This window comes from Streptococcus sp. HMSC064D12 (assembly GCF_001837205.1).
Taxonomy (GTDB): domain Bacteria; phylum Bacillota; class Bacilli; order Lactobacillales; family Streptococcaceae; genus Streptococcus; species Streptococcus salivarius_D.
In genome coordinates, this window is sequence record NZ_KV831736.1 from 73,699 (window position 1) to 98,222 (window position 24,524).

A 24,524-nucleotide genomic window follows, 5' to 3' on the forward strand; every position below is an offset into this window, starting at 1 on the left:
TTTTTCCCTAGCATTGCAGAATTCATGATGAGTGGTCCATCAGTGATTGGTATTATTTCTGGTTCAGGTGTTATCAAGTCATGGCGTGATATGATGGGAGCAACTAATCCAGGCGATGCTGCACCTGGAACGATTCGTGGAGACTTTGCAACAGCACCAGATGGTGACATGATTCCAAATATTGTTCATGGCTCTGATTCAGATGAATCTGCGGCTCGAGAAATTAAGATTTGGTTTGGTGAGTAGGATGGATTTAAAGCTGGTTTATTTAATTAAAACACTTTAACTAAAAGGAGTTGTAGAATGAGCAACAGCGATAACTTTTGCTGTTGCAGTTGATGTGTCTATATAAACGTGAGCAACTGTCTTTTTGACACTAACAATTCTACTCAATATTATTACGAAAATTCGTAGGTGATATCGTTGTTAAACTTAACTTTTTGGCTGTTTATGGTGGTACTTAATTTGCTCTTCGTAGGTTTGTGGTACAATACAAACTTCGGTATATGACTTGAACGATTCAGGTACTATAGTAAATATCAAGGTACCGGTTACTGTTAAGACTTCAATATTGTTTGATATTCTACATTAAGTAGGAAAAAACGCTAATAATAACGATGATTTGTTAGTGATAAATGTTAGCATTTTTTTAAGAAGTTCCATTACTAAGTTTTTAGCCTAAGATATAAAAACTAATGACTTTCTAAAATCTTTGGTTTTAGGATTTTTTTATTTCTTGAAAATCACTAGTCATGCTAGTGATTTCAAAAAACTTCTAGTAATGTGTCAAAAAATGTCACAATGGAATTGAAAGTCTTTCATCTAAATATAGATATCAAATTATTTATGAAAAGTACTGAGCAATTATTAGTCAACTCTTTCATTTATTTTGCAACAAAAAGAGTGTAGAATACATGAGGTTGGGTCTTGTGCATGTTAATCAATATCTCCAAAACTAAGCATTTTATCAGTTAGGGGGAGCTTAAAAGTGTAAGAGTAACCTACTGGTATAGTTACCCGTAGGGATGAGTAGTTTTAAGTGATAATTATAAATAGTCTAAGCTCTGAACTACACTCCAAGAGTTAGATTTTTCTGTCTAACTTTTGGAGGTCAGTACAATTATAGTTGATTTTTTTCATAATCTTTCCAATAAAAATATTAAAGCGAATCAATCTATCTATTATAAAATTAAACCTTCTATTTGTAATGTCAACACTATTCACAATAGGATTTTGTCTATCAAATACTTTGATATTAAAAAGTATTTGAATTTAAGAATCTAATAGAGTTTAAAGGAATGGGTATTTTTATGAGATATCTCAAATTGACATGGTTCTTTCTTTTGTTAGAATATGAGCATAACTAAATATAGAAGGACGTAATTTAAATGGGGAAAAAGGAATTACAACGTTATTCACTCAGGAAGTCTAGCCTTGGTGCGGCTTCTGTTCTTTTGGGGACTGCAGTTCTTGCAGTAGGAGCTTCAAATGCAAGCGCTGATGAGGTAGCAACAACTACAGATTCAGTAACACCAGCAGTTGAAGCAACAGATGCTGGTGAAGAAAGCACTTCTGCCGTAGCAGATTCAATTGAAAAGAAAGTTGTTAACGTTACTGAAGAAGGCAACACAACTGTTACAACGAGTGAAGTAACAAATACAAGCTTAGAAGCTGCAAAAACAGCTGCAACTAACGAAGGGGTTGAGGTTAAGGAAGAACCTGCTCAAACCAAAGAAACTGTTGAAGCAGCTGCTGCAGATAATAAAGCACAAGCAGAGAAAATCAATACAGTCGTTTCTGATTATAAAGCGGCTAAAGAACAATACAAGTCAGATAAAGCTGACTATGATAAAGCAAAAGCAAACTATGATGCCAAATTAGCTGAGAAAGCACTTGCTGATAAAACAAATGCTGAAGCTCAGGCTAAATATGATACTGAAAAAACAGCTTATGATAAAGCTTCAGAGCAATACCAAATTGCTAAGCAAGCTTATGACTCAGCTCTTTCAGAGTACAAGACTAAGAAAGTTACTTATGATGCTAAGGTAGCAGAAAAAGAAGCCGCTGATAAAGAAAATGCGCTTTCTGCAGCTAAATACCAAGCAGAATTGGCAACATATAACCAAGCAAAAGCTGATTATGAAGCAGCTCTTGCTCAGTACAATAGCGATAAAGCCAAATACAACGCTGAAAAAGCTAACTATGATAATAAAGTAGCTGAAAAAGTTGTTACTGAGAAACGTAACGCTGAAGCTGAAGCTAAATATCAAACTGAGCTAGCAGCGTATAATGAAGCAAAAGCTAAATATGATGTAGAAAAAGCAGCATATGACAAGAATCTTGAACTTTATAATGCTAAGAAAACAGCTTATGAAGCAGATCTTGAAACAAAACAAGCTATTGAAAAATACAATGCAGATGCTAAAGCTAAATACGAAGCAGCCTTGGTTGTCTACAATGAGCAAAAAGCTAAATATGACCAAGAGTACCTTGAGTATCAAAACAAATTAGCTGTCTACCAAACAGCACTTAAACAATACCAAGATGCTAAAACAGCTTACGATAAATACATGAATGATCCTGTATATCGTAACCTTAAAGATGCTGAAGTTGTTCAAGAATTGACCTTCCAACGTGAAAACGATGCGACACATAAAGTTGAAGGTGTAAGCAACTACTTGACAAAAGAAGCACAAGAGCGTCTTAACACAAGTAATGTTTTCCAATATGACTCTAACAAGTTACAAGCATCTGACATTGTTTCAAACAGTCCTTGGACAAACACTGAAGATGAGTGGATTCAAGTTAAAGAAGGTGACAAATTTGTTGTTACTTACGATGGCTTGAACCAATCAAGCATGCTTGTAGAGAATGAAGCGTCAGCAATCAAACGTGTTGTATACCGTTACGAAATCGTTAGCCTTCCATCAAACGACGGAAAAGGTATCGCGAAAATCAGTAAAGATCCAACAGTAACTATGACAGTTGGAGCATCGACTGATCAAGATAAACCGGTTAAAGTAGCTGTAGATGTTGAGTTTTACGATAAAGATGGTAAAATGTTCAACCTTAGTGAGCGTAATGCTATCGTAGCACTTAACTCACTTAACCACTGGAACGGTGCAGCTTATGTTGAAACATCTGAGCGCCCACGTCCACTTACAGTAGAAGCGAAAGACGTTAATGGTAATACTGTTCGCGGTACTTACAATCCTTACTCAGATGGTTCTACTTTGGCAATCCAAAACGGTGAAGTTGTTACAAAATCTGGTTATGCAGATTTTGGTGGAGCTACAGTAAACATTTCAGATGAGAACCCACTTAAGGTAGTGGTTCCTATCACTGACTGGAATGGTTCAGAATGGGTTGTCTCACGTGAAATTCCATCTGATGTAACAACTCTTAATGCTTCAGGTAGCGGTAATGGACACGCTCTTGGTAACCAAGATTATACGTTTGGTGATAAAGATGATGTTATTGGTTCATACAGCGTTTCTGCTGAAACTGGTTTGATTACATTCACACCTAAGAAAAAATACCAATCAACACGCCACCAAGAATATGTAAATATTGGTGATAACCAATTCATCGCTATTCCAAAATCATCAGTTACTTATGATGCTGCCACTAAAGAAGTAACATCTGTCAATGATAACCAATACATTGACCATGGTGCAGTCTTTAATGGTGAGACAACATCAGAATTGACAGGTTGGGATAACGCTGATTCACCTTACCTCTACTATGGAGGTGCAGGTATCAAGATGACTAATGGTCACTTGGTATTTACTGCTGAAGGTGCAAATGCTGATGGTGCACCAACAGTTTATTGGTTCGCAATCAACTCTAACCTTGGTTTACCTAAGAATCCAGGTGAAAAACCTGAAGAACCTAAGGCACCAACACCACCAACAGCACCGGTTAAACCAGTCGTTAAAACAGTTGGTATCAATCCACAAGAACCAACACCACCAACACCTCCAAAAGAGCCAGTGGCACCAACGCCTCCAACTCCAGAGGTAGTTGAAGTTCCTGGTAAACCACAAGAACCAACACCACCAACAGGTCCAACGGCACCAACGCCACCAACACCAAAAGTAGTTGAAGTTCCTGCTAAACCAGTAGAACCTAAAACTCCTGAAAAACCAAGTGTTGTATGGCACAAGAACTATGTCGTTGAGAGAGAGTCTCACGTGGTACCACCAACTCCACCGACTACTCCACAAACACCACCAACACCTGTTACTCCTCCAACTCCAGTGACACCACCAACTACACCAACTCCAGATACTGAAGTTCCTGTAGTGCCTCAAGCTGAGTTGCCACAAACTGGTGAGCACACTAGCAATGCTGGATTTATTGGACTTCTTTCAATGATTTTTGCAGCCTTTGTAGGATTCTTCAAACGTCGTAAAGAAGATTAAGTGGTGCTATTAAATTAGTTCCCCATCAAAACTAGATTCTATTTAGGATCTAGTTTTTATTTTTGCTCGGTTTTCCTCCCTCATTTCATTTCTATTTACTGGTGAAACATGTTATAATTGTCTTGAACGACTATTATAGAAAGATGCAAGGAGACGAGCATGGAAGAACTTAAGAAAATCGCTGGTGTAACCGCTGCCAAATATGTTGAAGATGGAATGGTTGTTGGACTCGGTACAGGGTCAACAGCTTACTTCTTCGTAGAGGAAATTGGCCGTCGTATTAAGGAAGAAGGTCTTAGTGTTGTTGGTGTAACGACATCAAGTCAAACCACTAAACAAGCTGAGGGCTTAGGCATTCCTTTGAAGGCAGTGGATGACATTGACAGTATTGATGTTACTGTTGATGGAGCCGACGAAGTAGACCCTCAACTCAACGGGATTAAAGGTGGCGGTGGTGCCCTTTTGATGGAAAAAATTGTCGCTACACCTACAAAAGAATATATCTGGGTGGTTGATGAGTCTAAAATGGTTGATCAATTAGGTGCTTTCAAATTACCAGTTGAAGTGGTTCAATATGGTGCTGATCGTCTGTATCGTGTCTTTGAGTCGAAGGGTTATAAGCCATCATTCCGACTTACGGAGCAAGGTGACCGCTTTGTTACAGACATGAAGAACTATATCATCGATCTTGATTTAGGTAAGATTGAAAATCCAGTAGCTCTTGGTGAAGAACTAAAAGCTATGACAGGGGTTGTTGATCATGGATTGTTCAATGGCATGGTTAACAAAGTCATCGTTGCAGGAAAAGACGGTGTTAAGGTCGTTGAAGTTAAGGCCTAGTCCGATTTTTATTCCCCTCACTTTTAATGAGGAAAACTAATTAATTATTTTCAAACTATTAAATAATATAGAAAGGCAAGAGGTAATTTCGAAAAGATTTTAGCTCTTTGTGGTGTTATTATGTCCAAATTTAACCGAATGCATTTAGTCGTTCTTGATTCAGTAGGAATTGGTGCTGCTCCAGATGCCAATGACTTTGTCAATGCAGGTGTGCCAGACGGTGCTTCAGATACCCTTGGTCACATCTCTAAATCTGTAGGATTGAATGTGCCAAATATGGCTAAGCTTGGTCTAGGAAATATTCCTCGTGAAACACCTTTGAAAACAGTACCAGCAGAAAGCAACCCAACTGGTTATGCAACAAAATTGCAGGAAGTGTCTCTTGGTAAAGATACGATGACTGGCCACTGGGAAATCATGGGTCTCAATATTACTGAACCTTTTGATACTTTCTGGAACGGATTCCCAGAAGAAATTCTCACTAAAATTGAAGAATTCTCAGGCCGTAAAGTCATTCGTGAAGCTAATAAACCATACTCAGGTACAGCTGTTATTGAAGACTTTGGACCTCGTCAAATGGAAACTGGTGAATTGATTATTTACACTTCAGCTGACCCAGTTCTTCAAATTGCTGCACACGAAGACGTTATCCCTTTGGATGAGTTGTATCGTATTTGTGAATATGCGCGTTCAATTACTCTTGAGCGTCCAGCTCTTCTAGGGCGTATCATTGCGCGTCCTTACGTTGGTGAGCCTGGAAACTTCACTCGTACATCTAACCGTCGTGATTTGGCTGTCTCACCATTTGAACCAACTGTTTTGGATAAATTGAATGAAGCTGGTATCGATACTTATGCCGTTGGTAAAATCAATGATATTTTCAACGGAGCTGGTATCAACCATGATATGGGACACAACAAATCAAATAGTCACGGTATTGATAATTTGATTAAAGCTATGACTTCTGAAGACTTCAAACATGGTTTCTCATTCACAAACTTGGTAGACTTCGATGCTCTTTATGGACACCGTCGTGACCCACATGGATATCGTGATTGCTTGCACGAATTTGACCAACGTTTGCCTGAAATCATTGCTGCTATGCGTGAAGATGATCTCTTGATGATTACAGCAGACCACGGAAATGATCCAACTTATGCAGGTACAGACCATACTCGTGAGTATATTCCTTTCTTGGCTTATAGCCCATCATTCAAAGGAAATGGACTTATTCCAGTAGGTCATTTCTCTGACATCTCAGCAACTGTCGCTGAAAACTTTGGTGTAGATAAAGCCATGATTGGTGAAAGCTTCTTGGATAAACTTATCTAAAATGAAGCGCTATGCATTTTTGGTTCGTGGGATAAACGTTGGTGGTCGTCACAAGGTAGTCATGGAGGAATTTTGTCGTGAATTAGAAGAACTCGGTATGTCACATGTTTCTTCCTATATAAATAGTGGAAATCTTTTCTTTGATTCTACCTTGATGAAAGAGGAACTCCTCTTAGTTTTAGAGGAATTTCTAAATAAGGCTTATCCATTTATTAAGGTATTTTCTCTTTTTACTCTTGAAGATTATCAAAATGAAGTGGCCTCATTACCTAAGTGGTGGGAGGATGATTTCTATAGAAAAGACGTCCTCTTATTCACTGAAAGACTTGATAAGAACGAAATGAAGAAGGTTATTAACTCTTTAGAGTTGAAAGATGAAATACTTCATTTTGGTCAACTTGGTGTCTACTGGGTAAAGTATGATAAATCAACTTATAGCCAAACAGCTTATCATAAGAAGTTATTGAAAACACATTTTTATCCTGATATAACCATTCGAAATGCAAGAACTTTTTCAAAAATTGGTCATTTTTTAAGAATGAAATAAAATTTAGGGAGAAATAACATGTCGTTACTTGAAAAAATTAGAGTTACTCAAGCGTTTTTGGAAAGCAAAGGAATTGAAAAACCTGAGTTCGGTTTAATCTTGGGTTCTGGACTTGGTGAGTTGGCTGAAGAAGTTGAAGACGCAGTTGTTATTGATTATGCGGATATTCCAAACTGGGGACAATCAACGGTTGTCGGTCATGCTGGAAAACTTGTTTACGGAACTTTGTCTGGACGTAAGGTTTTGGCTCTTCAAGGGCGTTTCCATTTTTATGAAGGAAATCCGCTCGAAGTCGTTACTTTCCCTGTACGTGTTATGAAAGCTCTTGGATGTGAAGGAGTTGTTGTAACCAATGCAGCAGGTGGTATCGGCTTTGGCCCTGGTACTTTGATGGCCATCACTGACCACATTAACATGACTGGTCAAAACCCATTGATCGGTGAAAACTTGGATGATTTTGGTCCACGTTTCCCTGATATGTCTAAAGCTTACACACCTGAATACCGTGAAACCGCTCATAAAGTGGCTGATAAACTTGGTATCAAATTGGATGATGGTGTTTATATCGGTGTGACTGGTCCAACTTATGAAACTCCAGCTGAAATCCGTGCTTATAAGACACTAGGGGCAGATGCTGTTGGGATGTCTACAGTTCCTGAGGTTATTGTTGCAGCTCACTCTGGTTTGAAAGTTCTTGGTATCTCATGTATTACTAACTTTGCGGCTGGTTTCCAAGAAGAATTGAACCACGAAGAAGTGGTGGAAGTGACTGAGCGTGTCAAAGGAGATTTCAAAGGATTGCTAAAAGCGATTCTTGCTGAACTCTAAAATATGATTGCTCGGGGAATAAAACATATAACGTCATTACCCAAGTTTATTAGGTTAAGTTTAGCTGTTTTTGGAACCGGTATTGCTTCAGGTTTGGTAGGCATCCTTTGTCATTACCTTTTGGAGTTTATACAAATTCTTGTATTTGGTAATGATAAATCGAATTTATTGTCACAGTTTAACTCTGTAAGTCCCTTTCGACGATTTGCAGTATTGCTTGTAGTAGGTGTTTTGGCTAGTTTATTTTGGTATTTCCTTCAGAGACGAGTGTCCCTCCTTTCTATTAGTAAGGCTAAGCAACTCGTTGGTAAGAAGAGTCCAAATTTTCTTGGCCAAAGTCTACATGCTTTGATGCAGGTTGCAATCGTTGGAGCTGGTTCCTCAATTGGTAAAGAAGGAGCGCCTCGAGAATTAGGCGCTCTATTTGGTGGTAGTCTCTCCAAAGCCTTGCATTTGGATGTTGTTGATAGACAATTGTTAATTGCTTGCGGGGCAGGCGCTGGCTTAGCTGCGGTTTACCAAGTCCCCTTTGCCAGTACACTGTTTGTTCTGGAAACCTTAGGTGTTGCTTGGAAATCAAAAAACATTGTTATCATTCTTGTGACAACTTACTTGTCAGCTTATTGTGCTCGCCCAATCGTTGGTAAGGAGGCAATGTATCAAGTCGGTAAAGTTAGCTCAGATCCTGCTAGTCTGATTCAGGTTATTGTTCTTGTATTAGTGATAACTCCGCTGGCGATGATGTTTAGCTTCTTAGCTAAAAAGGCTAGCAAAAGTCGTATTACTGATAAACGCATTCTGTGGACCATGCCACTATCTTATATAGTACTAGGTGGGATTGCAGCTTTATACCCTTTAATCATGGGAAATGGTCAGGTGCTAGCACAATGGTTATTTTCAGGTGGGGTTTCAGCATACCTACCTCTTATCCTTGTCGTCAAAGGACTTGTGGTATGTTTGCTTTTATGGGCAGGCTCTTATGGAGGAACCCTAACCCCTTCCTTTACTTTAGGTGCTGGATTGGGTTTCTTATTGACAAGTTGTCTTGAGATTTTTGGCTTATCACTCAATCCTACTCTAGGAATGTTACTCGGTGCAACCGTATTTTTAGGAATAACTTTAGATGCTCCTCTAACTGGGATAGCCTTAGTTCTAGGTTTTACTGGTCAAGGAGGGCTGGTAGCAGTACCACTAATCTTAGCGAGTCTACTATCGAGGATATTAAAAAATAGATGGAAGAAAAAACAATGAATATTCATTTTATCTTACACGAAACGTTTGAAGTCCCAGGAGCCTATTTAAAATGGGCACAAGACCGTGGGCATAATATCACATCAACCAAGGTATATGAGGAAGAGCTTCTTCCTGAAACCGTTGAAGGTATTGATTTTCTAATTGTTATGGGTGGCCCTCAGTCACCTGATGAGGATCGTCAGGCCTTCCCTTATTATGACCCAGAGGCTGAGATTGCATTTATGCAAAAGGCAATTGCTGCTGATATCTATATTGTAGGGGTTTGCCTAGGTGCTCAACTTTTATCTGTTGCCTATGGTGGTAATTACGAGCATAGTCCAGAACGTGAGATTGGTGTTTTCCCTGTAACATTAACTGAGGCAGGTTTAGCGGATGAGCATGTCAAAGGTTTTGGCAAAACCCTAAACACTGGCCACTGGCATGGTGATATGCCTGGATTGACTTATAATGCAGTTGTTCTTGCTACTAGTCAAGGTTGTCCGCGCCAAATTGTTCGCTTCAGTCCTAAACATTATGCCTTTCAGGCACACTTAGAGTTTGATCCTAAAGCTATTGATTTACTTATAGCTGCTGATGGTGAAGAGTATTTACGTAAGCAAAATAAAGAGTTACCTTTTGTTCAAACACCTGAACAATTGCGTGCCAACGATTATTCTGAAATGAACAAAAAGTTATACGATTTCCTTGATTCATTGACTCAAGCTTAATCCACTTTTAAAGTTGTTATTTATCCACTATATAATAGTAGAAAAATATTTAAAAATAAAAATTAAGAAAGGTAGAGCATGTGTTCTGATTTGAACACGAGCGGAAAGCTAGGAAAATAGATAATCTTCATTTGTTTTCTGTCTGCTTCTTTACCATCAAAAAATAGAAAGGAAGGGTAGTTCGGGTTTGAAACTGAACCCGGGCTAGAGGCTGTGTAAAAAAGATAAATCCTCCTAGATGCGAAGCATCTTTGTCGGATTTCCTATTTTTACTTTGCCTTTTTAACGCCCTTGGTATCTTATATTATGTCTATTCATATTGCTGCTAAGCAAGGAGAGATTGCTGATAAAATTCTTCTTCCAGGGGATCCATTGCGTGCGAAATTCATTGCTGAGAATTTCCTTGAAGATGCTGTATGTTTCAATGAGGTTCGTAACATGTTTGGTTACACAGGAACATACAAAGGTGAACGTGTCTCAGTAATGGGAACAGGAATGGGGATGCCATCTATCTCTATTTATGCGCGTGAGCTTGTCGTTGACTATGGTGTTAAAAAATTGATTCGTGTGGGTACTGCTGGTTCATTGAATGAGGATGTTCACGTTCGTGAGTTAGTTCTTGCACAGGCCGCGGCGACAAACTCTAACATTATCCGTAACGATTGGCCACAATACGATTTCCCACAAATTGCAAGTTTCGATCTCTTGGATAAGGCTTACCACATTGCCAAAGACCTTGGTATGACAACACATGTTGGTAATGTCTTGTCATCTGATGTTTTCTATTCAAATTATTTCGAAAAAAACATTGAGCTTGGTAAATGGGGAGTGAAGGCTGTTGAAATGGAAGCAGCAGCACTTTATTACCTTGCAGCTCAACACCAAGTAGATGCTCTTGCCATCATGACTATTTCTGATAGTTTGGTCAATCCAGATGAAGACACTACAGCTGAGGAACGTCAAAACACTTTCACTGACATGATGAAAGTTGGTCTTGAAACACTAATTGCAGACTAGTGAATTAGTGACAAAAGCCTTTTTTACCATTTGCCAAGTCCGTCTAGGTTTTAAGACAAGACCAGTAGCTATGAGGAATTTTAGAAGCTCTTTGAAATCCGTATTTAATCATCCTTCCTTGGCGGTAAGGGCATAATGGTGCAGGATAATCGAGTTTTGCATGAATCTTGATGTGAGTATCAGTTTCAAAAACGAGTGAAATAATGATATTTGGGTCTTTAGTTCCGATTAATTTTGTGGCGTTCTTAATAAGTCTCATAAGTTTTCCTAATGATGGTTTGGTTGCTTTTCATTATAGCTCTTATGGGATTTTTGTCTGCATTCAAAAAGCTTTATAATCTTTACAGTGGTTTTACCCACTACAGAAATTATAGAGGCTTAATAAAAGGGAGAGCGAAAAGCTCTCTTTTTTTGCTTGATGAAACATAATATTTCTGATAATATAATCGTAATTAATTATGATTTAAGAGGAGCTTTCCCATGTCAGACATTTTACATTATATTGTTGAGCATCCATTTTATTGCCTTATTCTATTAGGAGTTGTTGTACTAGCCTGTGGGTTGGGGCCATTTTCAAGTAGTTCAACAGAAAACAAGCGCTCAGCAATTATTAATAAGCACTACAACGATACTTTTAAGAAATAAGAAGGGCTAAATGCAGTCAGAAAGCAGATATTAGAGATAGGCAAAAGCCTGTCTTTTTTGTATAATAGAAGATAACGATTAGTTTTTTTATAATCACAAGTAAGAACTAGGAAGATAAAAATGCCAAATATTGAAGAATTAAAACAACGACAGGAGAAGATTCGTAACTTCTCTATTATTGCCCATATTGACCACGGTAAATCAACCCTTGCCGACCGTATCTTGGAAAAGACTGAGACAGTGTCAAGTCGTGAGATGCAGGCGCAACTCCTTGATAGCATGGACCTCGAACGTGAACGTGGAATCACTATTAAACTAAATGCCATTGAGCTTAACTATACAGCTAAAGATGGTGAAACATACATTTTCCACCTTATCGACACACCAGGACACGTGGACTTTACTTATGAGGTGTCACGTTCTCTTGCTGCCTGTGAGGGTGCCATCTTGGTGGTGGATGCAGCTCAAGGGATTGAAGCTCAAACTCTTGCCAATGTTTACTTGGCCCTTGATAATGACTTGGAAATCTTACCAGTTATCAATAAAATTGACCTTCCAGCTGCAGATCCTGAACGTGTGCGTACAGAGGTTGAAGATGTCATCGGACTAGATGCTTCTGAAGCTGTGCTTGCATCAGCTAAGGCCGGTATTGGTATCGAAGAGATTCTCGAACAAATCGTTGAGAAAGTGCCTGCACCTCAAGGTGATGTTGAAGCCCCTCTCCAAGCCCTTATCTTTGACTCTGTTTACGATGCTTACCGTGGGGTTATCCTCCAAGTGCGTGTGGTTAACGGAATGGTTAAACCAGGCGATAAGATTCAAATGATGTCTAATGGCAAGACCTTTGATGTTACTGAGGTTGGTATTTTCACACCTAAAGCTGTTGGTCGTGATTACCTTGCGACAGGAGATGTTGGTTATATCGCAGCCTCAATTAAGACCGTTGCGGATACCCGTGTCGGTGATACCGTAACCCTTGCGGATAATCCAGCTGCTGAGCCACTCCATGGCTATAAGCAAATGAACCCAATGGTGTTTGCAGGTCTTTACCCAATTGAGTCAAATAAATATAACGACTTGCGTGAAGCCCTTGAAAAGCTCCAGTTGAACGATGCCAGTCTTCAATTTGAGCCTGAAACGTCTCAAGCCCTTGGTTTTGGTTTCCGTTGTGGTTTCTTGGGTCTTCTTCACATGGATGTTATCCAAGAACGTTTGGAACGTGAGTTTAACATCGACCTCATCATGACAGCGCCATCGGTAGTTTACCATGTTAATACTACTGACGGTGAGATGCTTGAAGTGTCTAACCCTTCAGAGTTCCCAGATCCTACACGTATTGATGCTATTGAAGAACCTTATGTTAAAGCTCAAATCATGGTTCCTCAAGAATATGTTGGTGCGGTTATGGAGTTGGCACAACGTAAACGTGGTGATTTTGAAACCATGGAATACATTGATGATAATCGTGTGAATGTTATCTATCAGATTCCACTTGCCGAAATCGTCTTTGATTTCTTTGATAAATTGAAATCATCTACACGTGGTTATGCAAGCTTTGACTATGAATTGTCAGAATACCGCCGTTCACAATTGGTGAAAATGGATATTCTCCTTAATGGTGACAAGGTCGATGCCCTTAGCTTCATCGTTCACAAGGAATTTGCCTACGAGCGTGGAAAACTTATCGTTGATAAGCTTAAGAAAATCATTCCACGTCAACAATTCGAAGTGCCTATCCAAGCGGCTATCGGTCAAAAAATCGTTGCCCGTACAGATATTAAAGCCCTTCGTAAAAACGTCTTGGCTAAGTGTTACGGTGGTGACGTTTCACGTAAACGTAAACTCCTCGAAAAACAAAAAGCCGGTAAGAAACGTATGAAAGCCATCGGTTCGGTGGAAGTACCCCAAGAAGCCTTCTTGTCTGTGCTTTCAATGGACGAAGAAGAGAAATAAGAGTAATAGTCAGAATGTGATGTTCTGGCTATTTTTGTAAAAAAGTTATGATAAAGAAGATTCTAAAATTTCCCTTCTCAAAGCGTGGAGGGATTTATACTGCGACTATACTCACACTTTTCTTTTTAGGAAATGCTTATACAAAGCATAAATTTCACGAAAAAGCTGTAGAAGAGTTACAGACGGCCCTAAAAGCAGATAAGGTAACTTCCAATGAGATTTTTGGTAGCCGTCAACAATATGTTGCCATTAGTCATGAAGAACCCACTTACTATAATTCTGAAGATAATGTAGCTACAGAAATGATTGGTAGAAATCATTTTGTTCGCTATTACGATACCATGAGTAGTCTGCATCAAGCTCATTTCGTAGTTTATGATATTAACAAAAATTTTGAAAAGAAAATTATTAATTTGACCCCATATTTGAAGAAAATCAAAAATTTTAAAGATATTAAGGAGTTTGGTGTGTCTTTAAGAGAGATCGATGGTTATGATTATGTTTTCTTGACTCCTTCTCAAAGCGATAAGCAATTTGCTTATAATCTAGATACCAATCAATTTTTGACCAGAGACCTACCAGATTATTCTTACAGTAAAGATGAACTGCTATATTTCGGTGATAGGAGTTCTGCTCATAATCAGATGAATGATAGCACCATGTGGGGTTATTTAAAGAGAGAAGGAAACTTAGATGAGCTTTTAAGGAAGTCACCAGCCCCAAAGGACAGCTATTTATCTGCTCAGCTAAACCTTATCATAGAAATTGATAATGTAGACACTTCCAAAGAGGAGAATCAGATTAATCTATTTAATGACAATCCTGGAGTCAAGCATATTTACGAAGAAGCTGTAAATCAGACACATACAAATAGTAATACAATAAAGAAATTTAAAGTATTGACCCGTCAAGGCAAGGAAGGAGATTTCCCAGCTGGTCCAACTGAGCCAGTGAAAAGGAAAGGACCTGATAAACCAAGTGAACCAAAGAAAGTTTCAGAATTAAATGTTTTTCCTGATAATATTTTTCCTGTTAAAACCTTGAGTTTCAGTGAGATTCTTAACAAAAAGGCTCAACAAGACTATCAGAAAGACTATCGAGCTTACGAAAAAGCACGTCAAAAAGTTCAAAAGGATTATGACAAGGACTATAATGCCTATAAATAGCAATTAGCTCAATATGAGTCTTATAGAGATCGAGAGTACTAAAGACAATCACAAATCTATTTTTCTCCTGAAGAGCAAACAAATGATATCTTACATTGGTTAGGGACAAATGGAGAAGATACGATTGTAGTTTCTGTAGAGGATAGTGCTGGTTTTAAGAAAGATATCCATTCTTTTGCTGATATAAAGGATTGGGTGGATAAACATGATTATGATTCCACTATTAAGTCAGACTTTAGAGACTACAAAGGGGGCGACTAAGTATTCTTGAATGTCTATGTGGCTTCTACAAACCCTACACAAGCTTTTTTCTCGGCTTTAGGCTATAATAGACAAAAAGGAATGTTGGGAGGGCCAATATGGATATCACAAGTTTTATTCCTAGTCAGCGACAGGCTATTCTGGAGCGTTTTCAGCAAGTGGAGGCCTTGGGATTAGGCGCAGTTCGTATTGAGTTGAAGGTTGCGAATCCTGTTGGCATCATCTATGAGTGTTACATTATGGCAGAGGAAAATTATTTTTCTGATCAAGCAGTGGTGTCCTTCCGTATTCTTTACGAAAAGGACTTGGACCGCATTTCTTTGGATGTCGTTGATATCCCGGGTCGCTCAAGTTTGTCTAATTACCTCCAGTTACTAGAGATTTTTGAAGGCCTGCAAAATTATCTCAATCGAGAGTTTGCTAAGGTAAAAAATACATAAACATCTGATAGCAATCAGGTGTTTCTTTTTGTGCTAGAAGTTCAAAATTTCACAATCTTTTTTTCACAAGATTGTCTGAAAACTGTGCTATAATGATAACAGAATTGTGAAGTGATGAAAGTTTGTGAAAAAACGAGCAGACTTTGACACTTTGTGACTTATACTTGAAAGGAAAGTTGGCTCTACCATTTTAGGGCCAGAAGGACTGTGTTCATGTCAGAAGAAAAGCAATTGTATGGTGCGGATTTAGTGGTTGATAGTTTGATCAACCATGATGTTGATTATGTCTTTGGGATTCCAGGTGCAAAAATCGATAGAGTTTTTGATACCTTGGAAGATAAGGGACCTGAATTGATAGTTGCCCGTCATGAGCAAAATGCTGCTTTTATGGCTCAAGGTGTTGGACGTATTACAGGGAAACCTGGTGTAGTATTGGTAACATCTGGGCCAGGTGTCTCTAATTTGGCTACTGGTTTGGTAACAGCGACGGATGAAGGTGATCCTGTTCTTGCTATTGGTGGTCAGGTTAAGCGTGCAGATCTCTTGAAACGTGCCCACCAATCAATGAATAACGTTGCTATGCTTGAGCCAATTACCAAGTATGCTGCTGAAGTACATGATGCTAACACCCTTTCTGAAACGGTAGCAAATGCCTATCGTCACGCTAAGTCAGGGAAACCAGGTGCAAGCTTTATTTCAATTCCTCAAGACGTGACCGATGCTCCGGTCAGTGTTAAGGCTATTAAGCCTATGACAGATCCAAAACTTGGTTCAGCATCTGTTTCTGATATTAACTATCTCGCACAAGCGATTAAAAATGCAGTGTTGCCAGTCTTTCTTTTGGGGAATGGTGCCTCATCAGAAGCCGTAACTTACTCTATTCGCCAGATTTTGAAGCATGTCAAATTACCAGTTGTTGAAACTTTCCAAGGTGCTGGTATCGTGTCACGTGACCTTGAAGAAGATACTTTCTTTGGTCGTGTAGGTCTTTTCCGTAACCAACCGGGGGACATGTTGCTTAAGAAGTCTGACTTGATTATTGCCATTGGGTATGACCCAATCGAGTATGAAGCACGTAACTGGAATGCTGAAATTTCGGCACGTATCATTGTAATCGATGTGGAACCTGCTGAGGTGGATACTTACTTCCAGCCAGAACGTGAGTTGATTGGTAATGTTGAAGCAACTTTAGATTTGCTCTTGCCAGCTATTCAAGGTTATAAATTACCTGAAGGATCAGTTGAATACCTTAAAGGGTTGAAGAATAACGTTGTTGAGGATGTTAAGTTTGATCGCCGACCTGAAGAAGGAAAGGTACATCCGCTAGATTTGATTGAAGTTTTGCAAGACCAAACCAAAGATGATATGACAGTCACTGTTGACGTTGGTAGTCACTATATTTGGATGGCTCGCTATTTCAAATCTTATGAACCACGTCATTTGCTTTTCTCTAATGGGATGCAAACTTTAGGGGTTGCTCTTCCGTGGGCCATCTCTGCAGCTTTGGTTCGTCCTAAGACAAAAGTCATTTCTGTTTCTGGAGATGGTGGTTTCCTTTTCTCAGCACAAGAATTGGAAACGGCAGTTCGTTTGAAATTGCCAATTGTTCATATTATCTGGAACGATGGCCATTACAATATGGTGGAATTCCAGGAAGAAATGAAGTACGGTCGTTCATCTGGGGTTGACTTTGGTCCTGTAGATTTTGTAAAATATGCTGAGAGCTTTGGAGCGAAAGGTTATCGTGCAACAAGTAAAGAAGAGTTTGCTAGCTTGCTTCAAGAAGCTTTGGCTCAAGCTGTAGATGGACCAGTCCTTATTGATGTTCCAATCGACTATAAAGATAATATTAAACTCGGCGAAACTATTTTGCCAGATGAATTTTACTAAAAAGAGGGTGTAGACATGTCTGAAGCCATAAAATTATTTCAATATAATACTTTGGGAGCCCTGATGGCTGGGCTTTATGGAGGTACTTTAACAGTTGGAGAATTGTTGGAGCATGGAGACTTAGGTCTCGGAACATTAGATTCTATCGATGGTGAGTTGATTGTTCTTGACGGTAAAGCCTATCAAGCCAAAGGGTCTGAGGGTAAGGTCGAAGTGGTAGAAGTTTCTCCTGATGAAAAAGTACCTTATGCAGCAGTCGTACCTCACCAAGCTGAAGTTATCTTCCGTCAACGTTATGAAATGACTGATAAAGAACTTGAGGATCGTATTGAATCTTATTATGATGGGGTCAATCTTTTCCGTTCTATCAAAATCAAAGGTCATTTTAAACATATGCACGTGCGCATGATTCCAAAATCAAATGCCGATATTAAGTTTGCGGATGTTGCCACTCGCCAACCTGAGTACGAGGTTGATAATATTTCAGGTACTATCGTTGGTATTTGGACACCAGAAATGTTCCACGGTGTGAGTGTTGCTGGTTATCACCTCCATTTTATTTCAGACGACTTGACATTTGGTGGTCACGTTATGGACTTTGTTATTGAAAATGGTATTATCGAAGTTGGTCCAGTTGACCAACTCGACCAACGTTTCCCAGTGCAAGACCGTCAGTATCTTTTTGCTAAATTCAATGTCGATGAGATGCGTGAAGATATTACTAAGGCTGAATAAAATTTTTTAAGACATCATAAATCATAGAAAGAACTTTCCTAGATGATTAGGGAAGTTTTTTTGTTTTTTGAAGTTATTTCTATATCGAAATAGTTGACAGATGTAATTATAGATGTTACAATTCGTGATATAAAGTTCGATATGGAACTAAAATTCAAAGAAAGACATGGTGTTTTATAATGGATTATTTGAAAGTGCTAGTCGAAGAGATTCATTCAGTTGTAGTGGCAACGGTTGATGAAACGGGACATCCGCATACAGCTGTTATGGACATGATGTGGGAGGACGGGAAAACAGTTTATTTTTTGACTGCCGATTTTAAACCCCTCTACAAACGGCTTAAGGAAGATGGACGTGTAGCAGTGACAGGGATGACTCAAGGTGCCGGAACTATGGATCGTAAATCTATTTCCCTAACCGGTCAGGTGGAATGGATTGGAAAAGAGCATTTAGAAGAGTTGTTAAAAGCCAATCCATACATGTATGAGATCTATCCGACGGAGGAGGGACGTAGTCACCTACAAGTCTTTCGTTTTAAAAATTCAGTAGGCAATTTTTATGATTTGACGCAATTGCCTCCCTATCAAGCAAGATTTGAAATTGAGGGATGATAAGATGACAAAGATTCAAGATGCAAAGAGAATCATTGAAGAAGCAGATAAAATTGTGATCGGAGCGGGAGCTGGCTTATCTGCAGCGGCTGGCTTAACCTACTCAGGCTCACGTTTTGAGGTTTTCTTTAAAGATTATATTGCTCGTTATGGCATGCAGGATATGTATTCTGCAGCATTTTATCCTTTTGAGACCGCTGAGGAGCGCTGGGGTTATTGGGCTAAGCATATATATCATAATCGTTACCAACCGGAGGGATTTTCGCTTTATAGAGATCTTTTCGACTTGGTTAAGGACAAGGATTATTTTGTGATTACGACCAATGTAGATGGGCAGTTTATGAAGACAGGATTTGCTCCGGAACGTTTCTTTGAAGTGCAGGGCAACTACGGAGAGTGGCAGTGCTCCGTTCCTTGTCGTCAGAAAGTCTTTGATAATAGAGGAGCTGTCATGGAGATGCTAAATGAAATCAAGGACTTGAAAATTCCAACCGACTTGATACCGTATTGTCCTCATTGTGGAGCGCCAATGACCATGCATTTACGTGTAGACCAGGCTTTTGTCCAAAATGAGACTTGGGAGGCTTCTTATGAAGCTTATCTAGGATTTTTAGAAGGGATGGAAGATCAAAAGGTTGTCTTCTTAGAATTGGGTGTCGGATACAATACGCGGACCATCATTCGCTATCCTTTTGAGAAAATGACAGCATGTCCGCTATCCAGCACCGGTGACAGCCGACTTTCTCTACCAACAAGACCGTTATTTACAAGAAAAACTATTAGAAAAAGGAGTTGTAGACTTAAAAGACTTGACTCCGATTCGGCCCAATCTCTACCTGTGGCAAGGCGATATCACTCGTCTGGCGGTTGATGCCATTGTCAATGCGGCCAACAGTAAGCTTTTAGGCTGTTTTGTACCTAATCATTCTTGTATTGACAATGCCATTCACACAGCTGCGGGGGTTGAACTACGTTTATCCTCTCCTTGCTCCTGCAGGAGCAAGGAGAGGATGAAACTACGGGTCAGGCAAAGATGACCAAGGCCTATAACCTACCTTCCCGCTATGTCCTTCACACAGTTGGGCCTATTATCTATGACGAAGTGACAGATTTGGAAAGACAACAGTTGGCCTCTTCGTACGAAGAGTGTTTGAACTTAGCTTATGAAAAAGGTCTGAGAAGCTTGGCCTTTTGTTGTATCTCAACAGGAGAATTTCGTTTTCCAAATGAAGAGGCAACTAAGATTGCGATAGAGACGGTTCTACAGTTCCAGAAAGAACACCCTGATATGGTAGTTATATTCAATGTTTTTAAAGATATTGATTATACGATTTATCAAGCATTATTAAAAAAATAATGTTTCTATATAGAAGTAGTTGATGGATGTAACAGACAGTGATACAATAACTTTAATATTTCGATATCGAACAAAAAGGAGACATAATGGACAAGATGTTAGGGGGCTACCAAGCTCTACAAATTCGTTTGTTGAATGGGCGGATTTTTCAAAAAATCTTGAGCAAAGAACCAGAAGCTCAATATAGAAGTGAACAAGGAAAAATTTTAACAGTGCTTTGGCAAAAAGAAGATGGTCGAGCAACTGCGACAGATATCGCCCTTGCTTCAGGGCTAGCCAACAATACCTTGACCAGCATGATCAAGAAATTAGTTGACCAGGGCTTGGTTACGATTGAACAGAGTGACCAGGACAAGCGCAAGAAGTTTGTTGTTTTGACCGAACTTGGTTGGGCGCAAAAAGAAATTGGAGACCGTGTTAGCAAAGAACTGGGAGAGATTTTCTACCAAGGCTTTTCTGATCAAGAAATCCGAGAATTTGAAGCCTATCAAGAGCGTATTATCACAAATTTAAAAGCTAAAGAAAATGATATGTAGGGAAAGGAAGTAACAGTTATGATTGGAATAACAGGTGTAACAGGGAAATTAGGCTCTTATGTGGCTGATCTTGTCGATCAGCAAGGAATTTCTTCTATCCATCTGGCAAGAAGCCCAGAGCGTGCAAAAGTCTACGCGTCAGCGGAAATTCGTAAGATGGTGTATGCCAATACTCCAGAGGTGGTTGAGGCCTTAAAGGGAATCGATGTCTTATTGATGGTCTCTGCTCGGGAAAATCCAGAGCGTGTTGAGGAACACAAGAGTTTTTTAGATGCCGCAAAGCTTGCTGGAGTGCAGCATATCGTCTATACCTCCTTTTACGGAGCAGATGAAAAAGCAACCTTTACCTTGTCTCGAGATCATGCCCAGACGGAAGCCTATATCAAGAAGTTAGGATTCACCTATACATTTTTGAGAGATAATTTTTACTTGGACTTCTTTATTGATATTGCTCTTGAAAATGGAGAAATTCGTGGTCCGGCTGGCAGGGGCCGTGTGTCAGCTGTTGCCCGTAAGGACACTTCTAGGGTCGCAGCAGAGATTCTCTTAAACCCTAAGGAATGGGAAAATCAAACCTTGAATCTAACAGGACCAGAGGATCTTTCTATGGAAGAAATCGTAGAGCTTCTCTCAAAAGAGACCGGTAATGCCATCACGTATGTAGACGAATCGGTAGAAGAGGCCTATGAGTCACGGAAAAAATGGCCAGCACAAACTTGGGAGTACGATGCTTGGGTCAGTACCTATACAGCTATCAAAGTTGGGGAACAAGCTGGGGTTTTTACAGATGTCGAAAAAGTCTTAGGGCATCCAGCAAGTAGCTTATTGGATATTCTTAGAGACAGAAAACTTATTGAGGAAAAATATGATTGAATACAAACATGTAGCTTTGCGCTACACGGAAAAGGACATTTTAAAAGATGTCAATCTCCGTATTGAAAATGGAGAATTTATGGTTCTTGTGGGACCTTCAGGATCTGGTAAGACCACCATGATAAAGATGATTAACCGTCTTTTGGAGCCGACAGATGGCAATATCTATATGGATGGAAAACGCATTAAGGACTATGATGAACGGGAGTTACGTCTCAGCACCGGCTATGTCCTTCAAGCCATTGCCCTATTTCCTAACTTGACCGTTGCGGAAAATATTGCTCTCATTCCTGAGATGAAGGGCTGGAGCAAGGAGCAAATTGCTTCTAAAACAGAAGAACTCTTGGATAAGGTTGGCCTACCTGCTGCAGAGTATGCAAATCGCATGCCTAGTGAATTATCGGGTGGAGAGCAACAGCGGATTGGCATTGTGCGAGCTATCATTGGGGAACCAAAGATTCTATTGATGGACGAACCTTTTTCAGCTTTGGATGCCATCTCTCGTAAGCAGTTGCAAGAATTGACCAAGGCCTTACATAAAGAATTCGGCATGACGACCATCTTCGTAACACATGATACGGATGAGGCCTTAAAATTAGGGGATCGAATTGCAGTTTTGCAGGATGGAGAAATTCGTCAGGTCGCAGAACCTGAAACAATTTTACAAGCGCCTGCGACAGAATTTGTAGCAAACTTGTTTGGAGGTAGCCTTCATGTCTAATTTGATTTCAACATTTCAAGAACGTTTTGGAGATTGGTTAACGGCCCTCGGACAGCACTTACAATTGTCTCTTTTGACCTTGATTATTGCAATTTTTCTCTCAATTCCTTTGGCCATTTATCTTAGCACGCGCGAACGTGCGAGTAACTGGGTCTTGCAACTCGCTGGTGTCTTTCAAACCATCCCTTCCATGGCCCTTCTGGGACTCTTTATCCCTATTATGGGAATTGGAACGCTTCCTGCTTTAACAGCTCTAGTTATTTATGCGATATTCCCAATTTTGCAAAATACTATTACAGGATTGCGTGGGATTGACCCTAGTTTGGAAGAAGCTGGGATTGCCTTTGGGATGACCAAGTGGGAGCGCCTTAAGAAGTTCGAGATTCCACTGGCTATGCCTGTGGTGATGTCAGGGGTAAGGACTTCTGCGGTAATGATTATAGGGACTGCGACCTTGGCAGCCTTGATTGGGGCTGGAGGACTTGGTTCCTTTATCCTTCTAGGTATTGATCGAAGAAATTATAGCTTGATTCTGATTGGGGCCATTTCTTCAGCGGTTCTTGCTATTTTATTCAATATTGTTCTAAAATGGATGGAAAAAGCCAAGTTACGCACGATTTTTGCAGCTTTCGCTATTATGGTGCTTGGTTTGGGAGCAAGTTACGCACAAAGCATGATGCCTCAGAAAGAGAAAGAAAATCTAGTCATAGCTGGTAAATTGGGACCTGAGCCAGAGATTCTCATGAATATGTACAAGCTTCTCATTGAGGAAAATAGTGACATGACGGTGACGGTTAAGCCTAACTTTGGGAAGACAGATTTCCTTTATCAAGCGCTTAAAAAGGGTGATATTGATATCTATCCAGAATTTACAGGGACCATTACAAGCTCTCTCTTGCAGCCAGCTCCTAAAGTCAGCAACGACTCCAAAGAAGTTTTCGAGGTTGCGCGTGATGGTATAAAGAAACAAGATAATCTAGCCTTGCTCAAACCGATGGCTTATCAAAACACCTATGCGATTGCTGTTCCGAAAAGTATTGCGAAAGAGTATAATCTGAAGACGATTTCTGATCTCAAGAAAGTTCAGGACAAGGTCAAAGCTGGTTTCACGTTGGAATTTAACGACCGTGAGGACGGAAACAAAGGACTTCAATCAATTTATGGACTAAATCTTAATGTAGCTACCATGGAGCCGGCACTTCGCTATGAGGCAATCCAACAAGGCAATATCCAAATAACAGATGCCTATTCAACAGACCCAGAAATTGCTCAATATGATCTAGTTGTTCTAGAGGATGACCAACACCTCTTCCCACCTTACCAAGGGGCACCCCTCATGAAAGAAGCTCTTCTTAAGAAACATCCAGAATTGGAAGGCATTCTGAACAAGTTGGCCGGCAAAATCACAGAGAGCCAAATGAGTCAGATGAACTACCAAGTGGGAGTAGAAGGAAAACCTGCTGCTAAAGTCGCACGTGAGTTTTTGGTCAAACAGGGACTATTGAAGAAATGATCAAGCAAGAAAAAATACAAGAAACTCTTCTGCGACTCTGTAAGCACTATGGAGAACAAAATTGGTGGCAATCGGATAACAAGATTGAAGACTTGGTATCGACTATTCTGATCCAGCGAATAACAGAGAAGAATGCTAAGTTGGCTTTAGCTGGTCTTATGGATGTCATGACAGTAGAGGATATCCTGGCTTTACCGCTAGAAGATTTACAGGAACGTATTCGACCTGCCGGATTTTTTAAGCAAAAGTCTCAAACGATTAGAGGACTTCTGATCTGGTTAAGAGAAGTTGGTGGTTTTGAGGTTCTGTCCAAGATTGGAACAGAAGATTTACGGAAGCAACTTTTGAAGTTAAAAGGGATTGGACCAGAGACTGCAGATGCACTTTTACTTTATCTTTTTGATCGTCCAGTTTTTATTTCGGATGAATATGCGAGAAGACTTTTTCGACGCTTAGGATTTGGAAACTTTGATACTTATAATGACATGCATGCTGTTTACGGTAACGTCTTGGAGGGACTTACTCTCAAACAATGCCAAGAGATTCATGCTGTCATTGATGAACATGGGAAAGCTTTTCGCAAAAGTAAAGGCCAGTTAGACGAAAGTTGGTTATGATAAAAAAGAGCCCGGGACAGTCGTTCCCTGACTCCACAAAAGCAACGGATTTTGTACTGATCCCAAAAGTTAGACAATTTATTTAAGCAAAGGATTTAGTTCTGTATTGCACAGGACTAAGTCCTTTTAGTTTTATCTTAATGCGTTTGTTGTTGTAATAATTAATATAGTCTACAATAGCTTGTTCCAAATGCTCAATTGACTTAAACGTCTTCTCATAACTATAAAACATCTCAGACTTCAGAATGCCAAAGAAG

The 24,524-nt window shown here is 39.7% G+C and carries 24 protein-coding genes and 1 pseudogene; 23 read left to right on the plus strand and 2 right to left on the minus strand.

All coding sequences use genetic code 11. The features are described from left to right. The 9 genes from HMPREF2697_RS04025 to deoD form a co-directional block, all read left to right on the plus strand. Positions 1 to 246, plus strand: a 246-nt coding sequence (locus HMPREF2697_RS04025; RefSeq protein ID WP_070849726.1) for a nucleoside-diphosphate kinase, incomplete at its 5' end; no start/stop codon positions are given. Positions 247 to 1,388: 1,142 nt separating this feature from the next. Beyond that, on the plus strand, positions 1,389 to 4,424 hold the full coding sequence (locus HMPREF2697_RS04030; protein WP_070849728.1) for an LPXTG cell wall anchor domain-containing protein: 3,036 nt from the start codon (positions 1,389 to 1,391) through the stop codon (positions 4,422 to 4,424). A gap of 159 nt (positions 4,425 to 4,583) precedes the next feature. Continuing rightward, positions 4,584 to 5,264, plus strand: coding sequence for a ribose-5-phosphate isomerase RpiA (gene rpiA, locus HMPREF2697_RS04035; RefSeq protein ID WP_002884973.1), 681 nt, complete (start codon positions 4,584 to 4,586; stop codon positions 5,262 to 5,264). A gap of 120 nt (positions 5,265 to 5,384) precedes the next feature. Next, positions 5,385 to 6,596 (plus strand): phosphopentomutase, encoded by a 1,212-nt coding sequence (locus HMPREF2697_RS04040; protein ID WP_004182447.1) that lies wholly within the window; start codon positions 5,385 to 5,387, stop codon positions 6,594 to 6,596. 1 nt (position 6,597) lies between these two features. After that, positions 6,598 to 7,143, plus strand: a complete 546-nt coding sequence (locus HMPREF2697_RS04045; protein WP_004182448.1) for a DUF1697 domain-containing protein — start codon at positions 6,598 to 6,600, stop codon at positions 7,141 to 7,143. A gap of 18 nt (positions 7,144 to 7,161) precedes the next feature. After that, positions 7,162 to 7,971 carry a purine-nucleoside phosphorylase gene (locus HMPREF2697_RS04050; protein WP_004182449.1) on the plus strand — a complete coding sequence of 270 codons (810 nt, stop codon included), beginning with the start codon at positions 7,162 to 7,164 and terminating at the stop codon, positions 7,969 to 7,971. A gap of 3 nt (positions 7,972 to 7,974) precedes the next feature. Continuing rightward, positions 7,975 to 9,222: a chloride channel protein gene (locus tag HMPREF2697_RS04055; protein WP_004182450.1), complete on the plus strand. Its 1,248-nt coding sequence runs from the start codon at positions 7,975 to 7,977 to the stop codon at positions 9,220 to 9,222. Next, positions 9,219 to 9,932 carry a type 1 glutamine amidotransferase gene (locus HMPREF2697_RS04060; RefSeq protein ID WP_045771611.1) on the plus strand — a complete coding sequence of 238 codons (714 nt, stop codon included), beginning with the start codon at positions 9,219 to 9,221 and terminating at the stop codon, positions 9,930 to 9,932. Before HMPREF2697_RS04055 ends, HMPREF2697_RS04060 begins: the two co-directional genes overlap by 4 nt. Positions 9,933 to 10,238: 306 nt before the next feature. After that, complete coding sequence (gene deoD, locus HMPREF2697_RS04065) at positions 10,239 to 10,949, plus strand: purine-nucleoside phosphorylase (RefSeq protein WP_004182452.1); 711 nt, start codon at positions 10,239 to 10,241, stop codon at positions 10,947 to 10,949. A gap of 73 nt (positions 10,950 to 11,022) precedes the next feature. On the opposite strand, the pseudogene HMPREF2697_RS04070 reads toward deoD, so the two are convergent. Further along, positions 11,023 to 11,208 (minus strand): annotated as a pseudogene (locus HMPREF2697_RS04070) (ISL3 family transposase); the annotation flags it as partial. Between the two features lie 221 nt (positions 11,209 to 11,429). On the opposite strand from HMPREF2697_RS04070, the gene HMPREF2697_RS10500 reads away from it, so the two are divergent. The 14 genes from HMPREF2697_RS10500 to HMPREF2697_RS04135 all read left to right on the plus strand — a co-directional run bounded on the left by HMPREF2697_RS10500 (position 11,430) and on the right by HMPREF2697_RS04135 (position 24,267). Next, positions 11,430 to 11,594: a hypothetical protein gene (locus HMPREF2697_RS10500; protein WP_002883920.1), complete on the plus strand. Its 165-nt coding sequence runs from the start codon at positions 11,430 to 11,432 to the stop codon at positions 11,592 to 11,594. 120 nt (positions 11,595 to 11,714) lie between these two features. Beyond that, the gene (gene lepA / locus HMPREF2697_RS04075) at positions 11,715 to 13,547 is read left to right on the plus strand and encodes a translation elongation factor 4 (RefSeq protein ID WP_004182454.1); all 1,833 of its coding nucleotides are present in this window, start codon (positions 11,715 to 11,717) and stop codon (positions 13,545 to 13,547) included. A gap of 47 nt (positions 13,548 to 13,594) precedes the next feature. After that, the gene (locus HMPREF2697_RS04080) at positions 13,595 to 14,713 is read left to right on the plus strand and encodes a hypothetical protein (protein WP_004182455.1); all 1,119 of its coding nucleotides are present in this window, start codon (positions 13,595 to 13,597) and stop codon (positions 14,711 to 14,713) included. Positions 14,714 to 15,072: 359 nt separating this feature from the next. Next, positions 15,073 to 15,414, plus strand: a complete 342-nt coding sequence (locus HMPREF2697_RS04085; protein WP_004182456.1) for a hypothetical protein — start codon at positions 15,073 to 15,075, stop codon at positions 15,412 to 15,414. 213 nt (positions 15,415 to 15,627) lie between these two features. Continuing rightward, the gene (gene alsS, locus HMPREF2697_RS04090) at positions 15,628 to 17,304 is read left to right on the plus strand and encodes an acetolactate synthase AlsS (RefSeq protein ID WP_004182457.1); all 1,677 of its coding nucleotides are present in this window, start codon (positions 15,628 to 15,630) and stop codon (positions 17,302 to 17,304) included. A 15-nt stretch (positions 17,305 to 17,319) separates the two neighbouring features. Further along, positions 17,320 to 18,039, plus strand: coding sequence for an acetolactate decarboxylase (gene budA / locus HMPREF2697_RS04095; protein WP_002883899.1), 720 nt, complete (start codon positions 17,320 to 17,322; stop codon positions 18,037 to 18,039). A gap of 179 nt (positions 18,040 to 18,218) precedes the next feature. Continuing rightward, complete coding sequence (locus HMPREF2697_RS04100) at positions 18,219 to 18,650, plus strand: pyridoxamine 5'-phosphate oxidase family protein (RefSeq protein WP_004182458.1); 432 nt, start codon at positions 18,219 to 18,221, stop codon at positions 18,648 to 18,650. A 4-nt stretch (positions 18,651 to 18,654) separates the two neighbouring features. Next, positions 18,655 to 19,521 carry an SIR2 family NAD-dependent protein deacylase gene (locus HMPREF2697_RS04105; RefSeq protein WP_070849730.1) on the plus strand — a complete coding sequence of 289 codons (867 nt, stop codon included), beginning with the start codon at positions 18,655 to 18,657 and terminating at the stop codon, positions 19,519 to 19,521. Positions 19,522 to 19,683: 162 nt separating this feature from the next. Next, positions 19,684 to 20,007 (plus strand): macro domain-containing protein, encoded by a 324-nt coding sequence (locus HMPREF2697_RS10670; protein ID WP_050806086.1) that lies wholly within the window; start codon positions 19,684 to 19,686, stop codon positions 20,005 to 20,007. Between the two features lie 86 nt (positions 20,008 to 20,093). After that, positions 20,094 to 20,543, plus strand: a complete 450-nt coding sequence (locus tag HMPREF2697_RS04115; protein ID WP_061652353.1) for a MarR family winged helix-turn-helix transcriptional regulator — start codon at positions 20,094 to 20,096, stop codon at positions 20,541 to 20,543. 18 nt (positions 20,544 to 20,561) lie between these two features. Next, complete coding sequence (locus HMPREF2697_RS04120; RefSeq protein ID WP_061652352.1) at positions 20,562 to 21,416, plus strand: SDR family oxidoreductase; 855 nt, start codon at positions 20,562 to 20,564, stop codon at positions 21,414 to 21,416. Continuing rightward, positions 21,409 to 22,137 carry an ABC transporter ATP-binding protein gene (locus HMPREF2697_RS04125; protein WP_070849732.1) on the plus strand — a complete coding sequence of 243 codons (729 nt, stop codon included), beginning with the start codon at positions 21,409 to 21,411 and terminating at the stop codon, positions 22,135 to 22,137. The genes HMPREF2697_RS04120 and HMPREF2697_RS04125 overlap by 8 nt, the downstream gene beginning before the upstream one ends. Beyond that, the gene (locus tag HMPREF2697_RS04130) at positions 22,130 to 23,650 is read left to right on the plus strand and encodes an ABC transporter permease/substrate-binding protein (protein WP_070849734.1); all 1,521 of its coding nucleotides are present in this window, start codon (positions 22,130 to 22,132) and stop codon (positions 23,648 to 23,650) included. The genes HMPREF2697_RS04125 and HMPREF2697_RS04130 overlap by 8 nt, the downstream gene beginning before the upstream one ends. After that, positions 23,647 to 24,267: an endonuclease III domain-containing protein gene (locus HMPREF2697_RS04135; protein WP_049527197.1), complete on the plus strand. Its 621-nt coding sequence runs from the start codon at positions 23,647 to 23,649 to the stop codon at positions 24,265 to 24,267. Before HMPREF2697_RS04130 ends, HMPREF2697_RS04135 begins: the two co-directional genes overlap by 4 nt. Before the next feature lie 82 nt (positions 24,268 to 24,349). Here the strand turns inward: HMPREF2697_RS04135 and HMPREF2697_RS10130 are convergent. Next, a partial coding sequence (locus tag HMPREF2697_RS10130; RefSeq protein WP_142350076.1) for an IS3 family transposase occupies positions 24,350 to 24,524 on the minus strand: 175 nt, incomplete at its 5' end.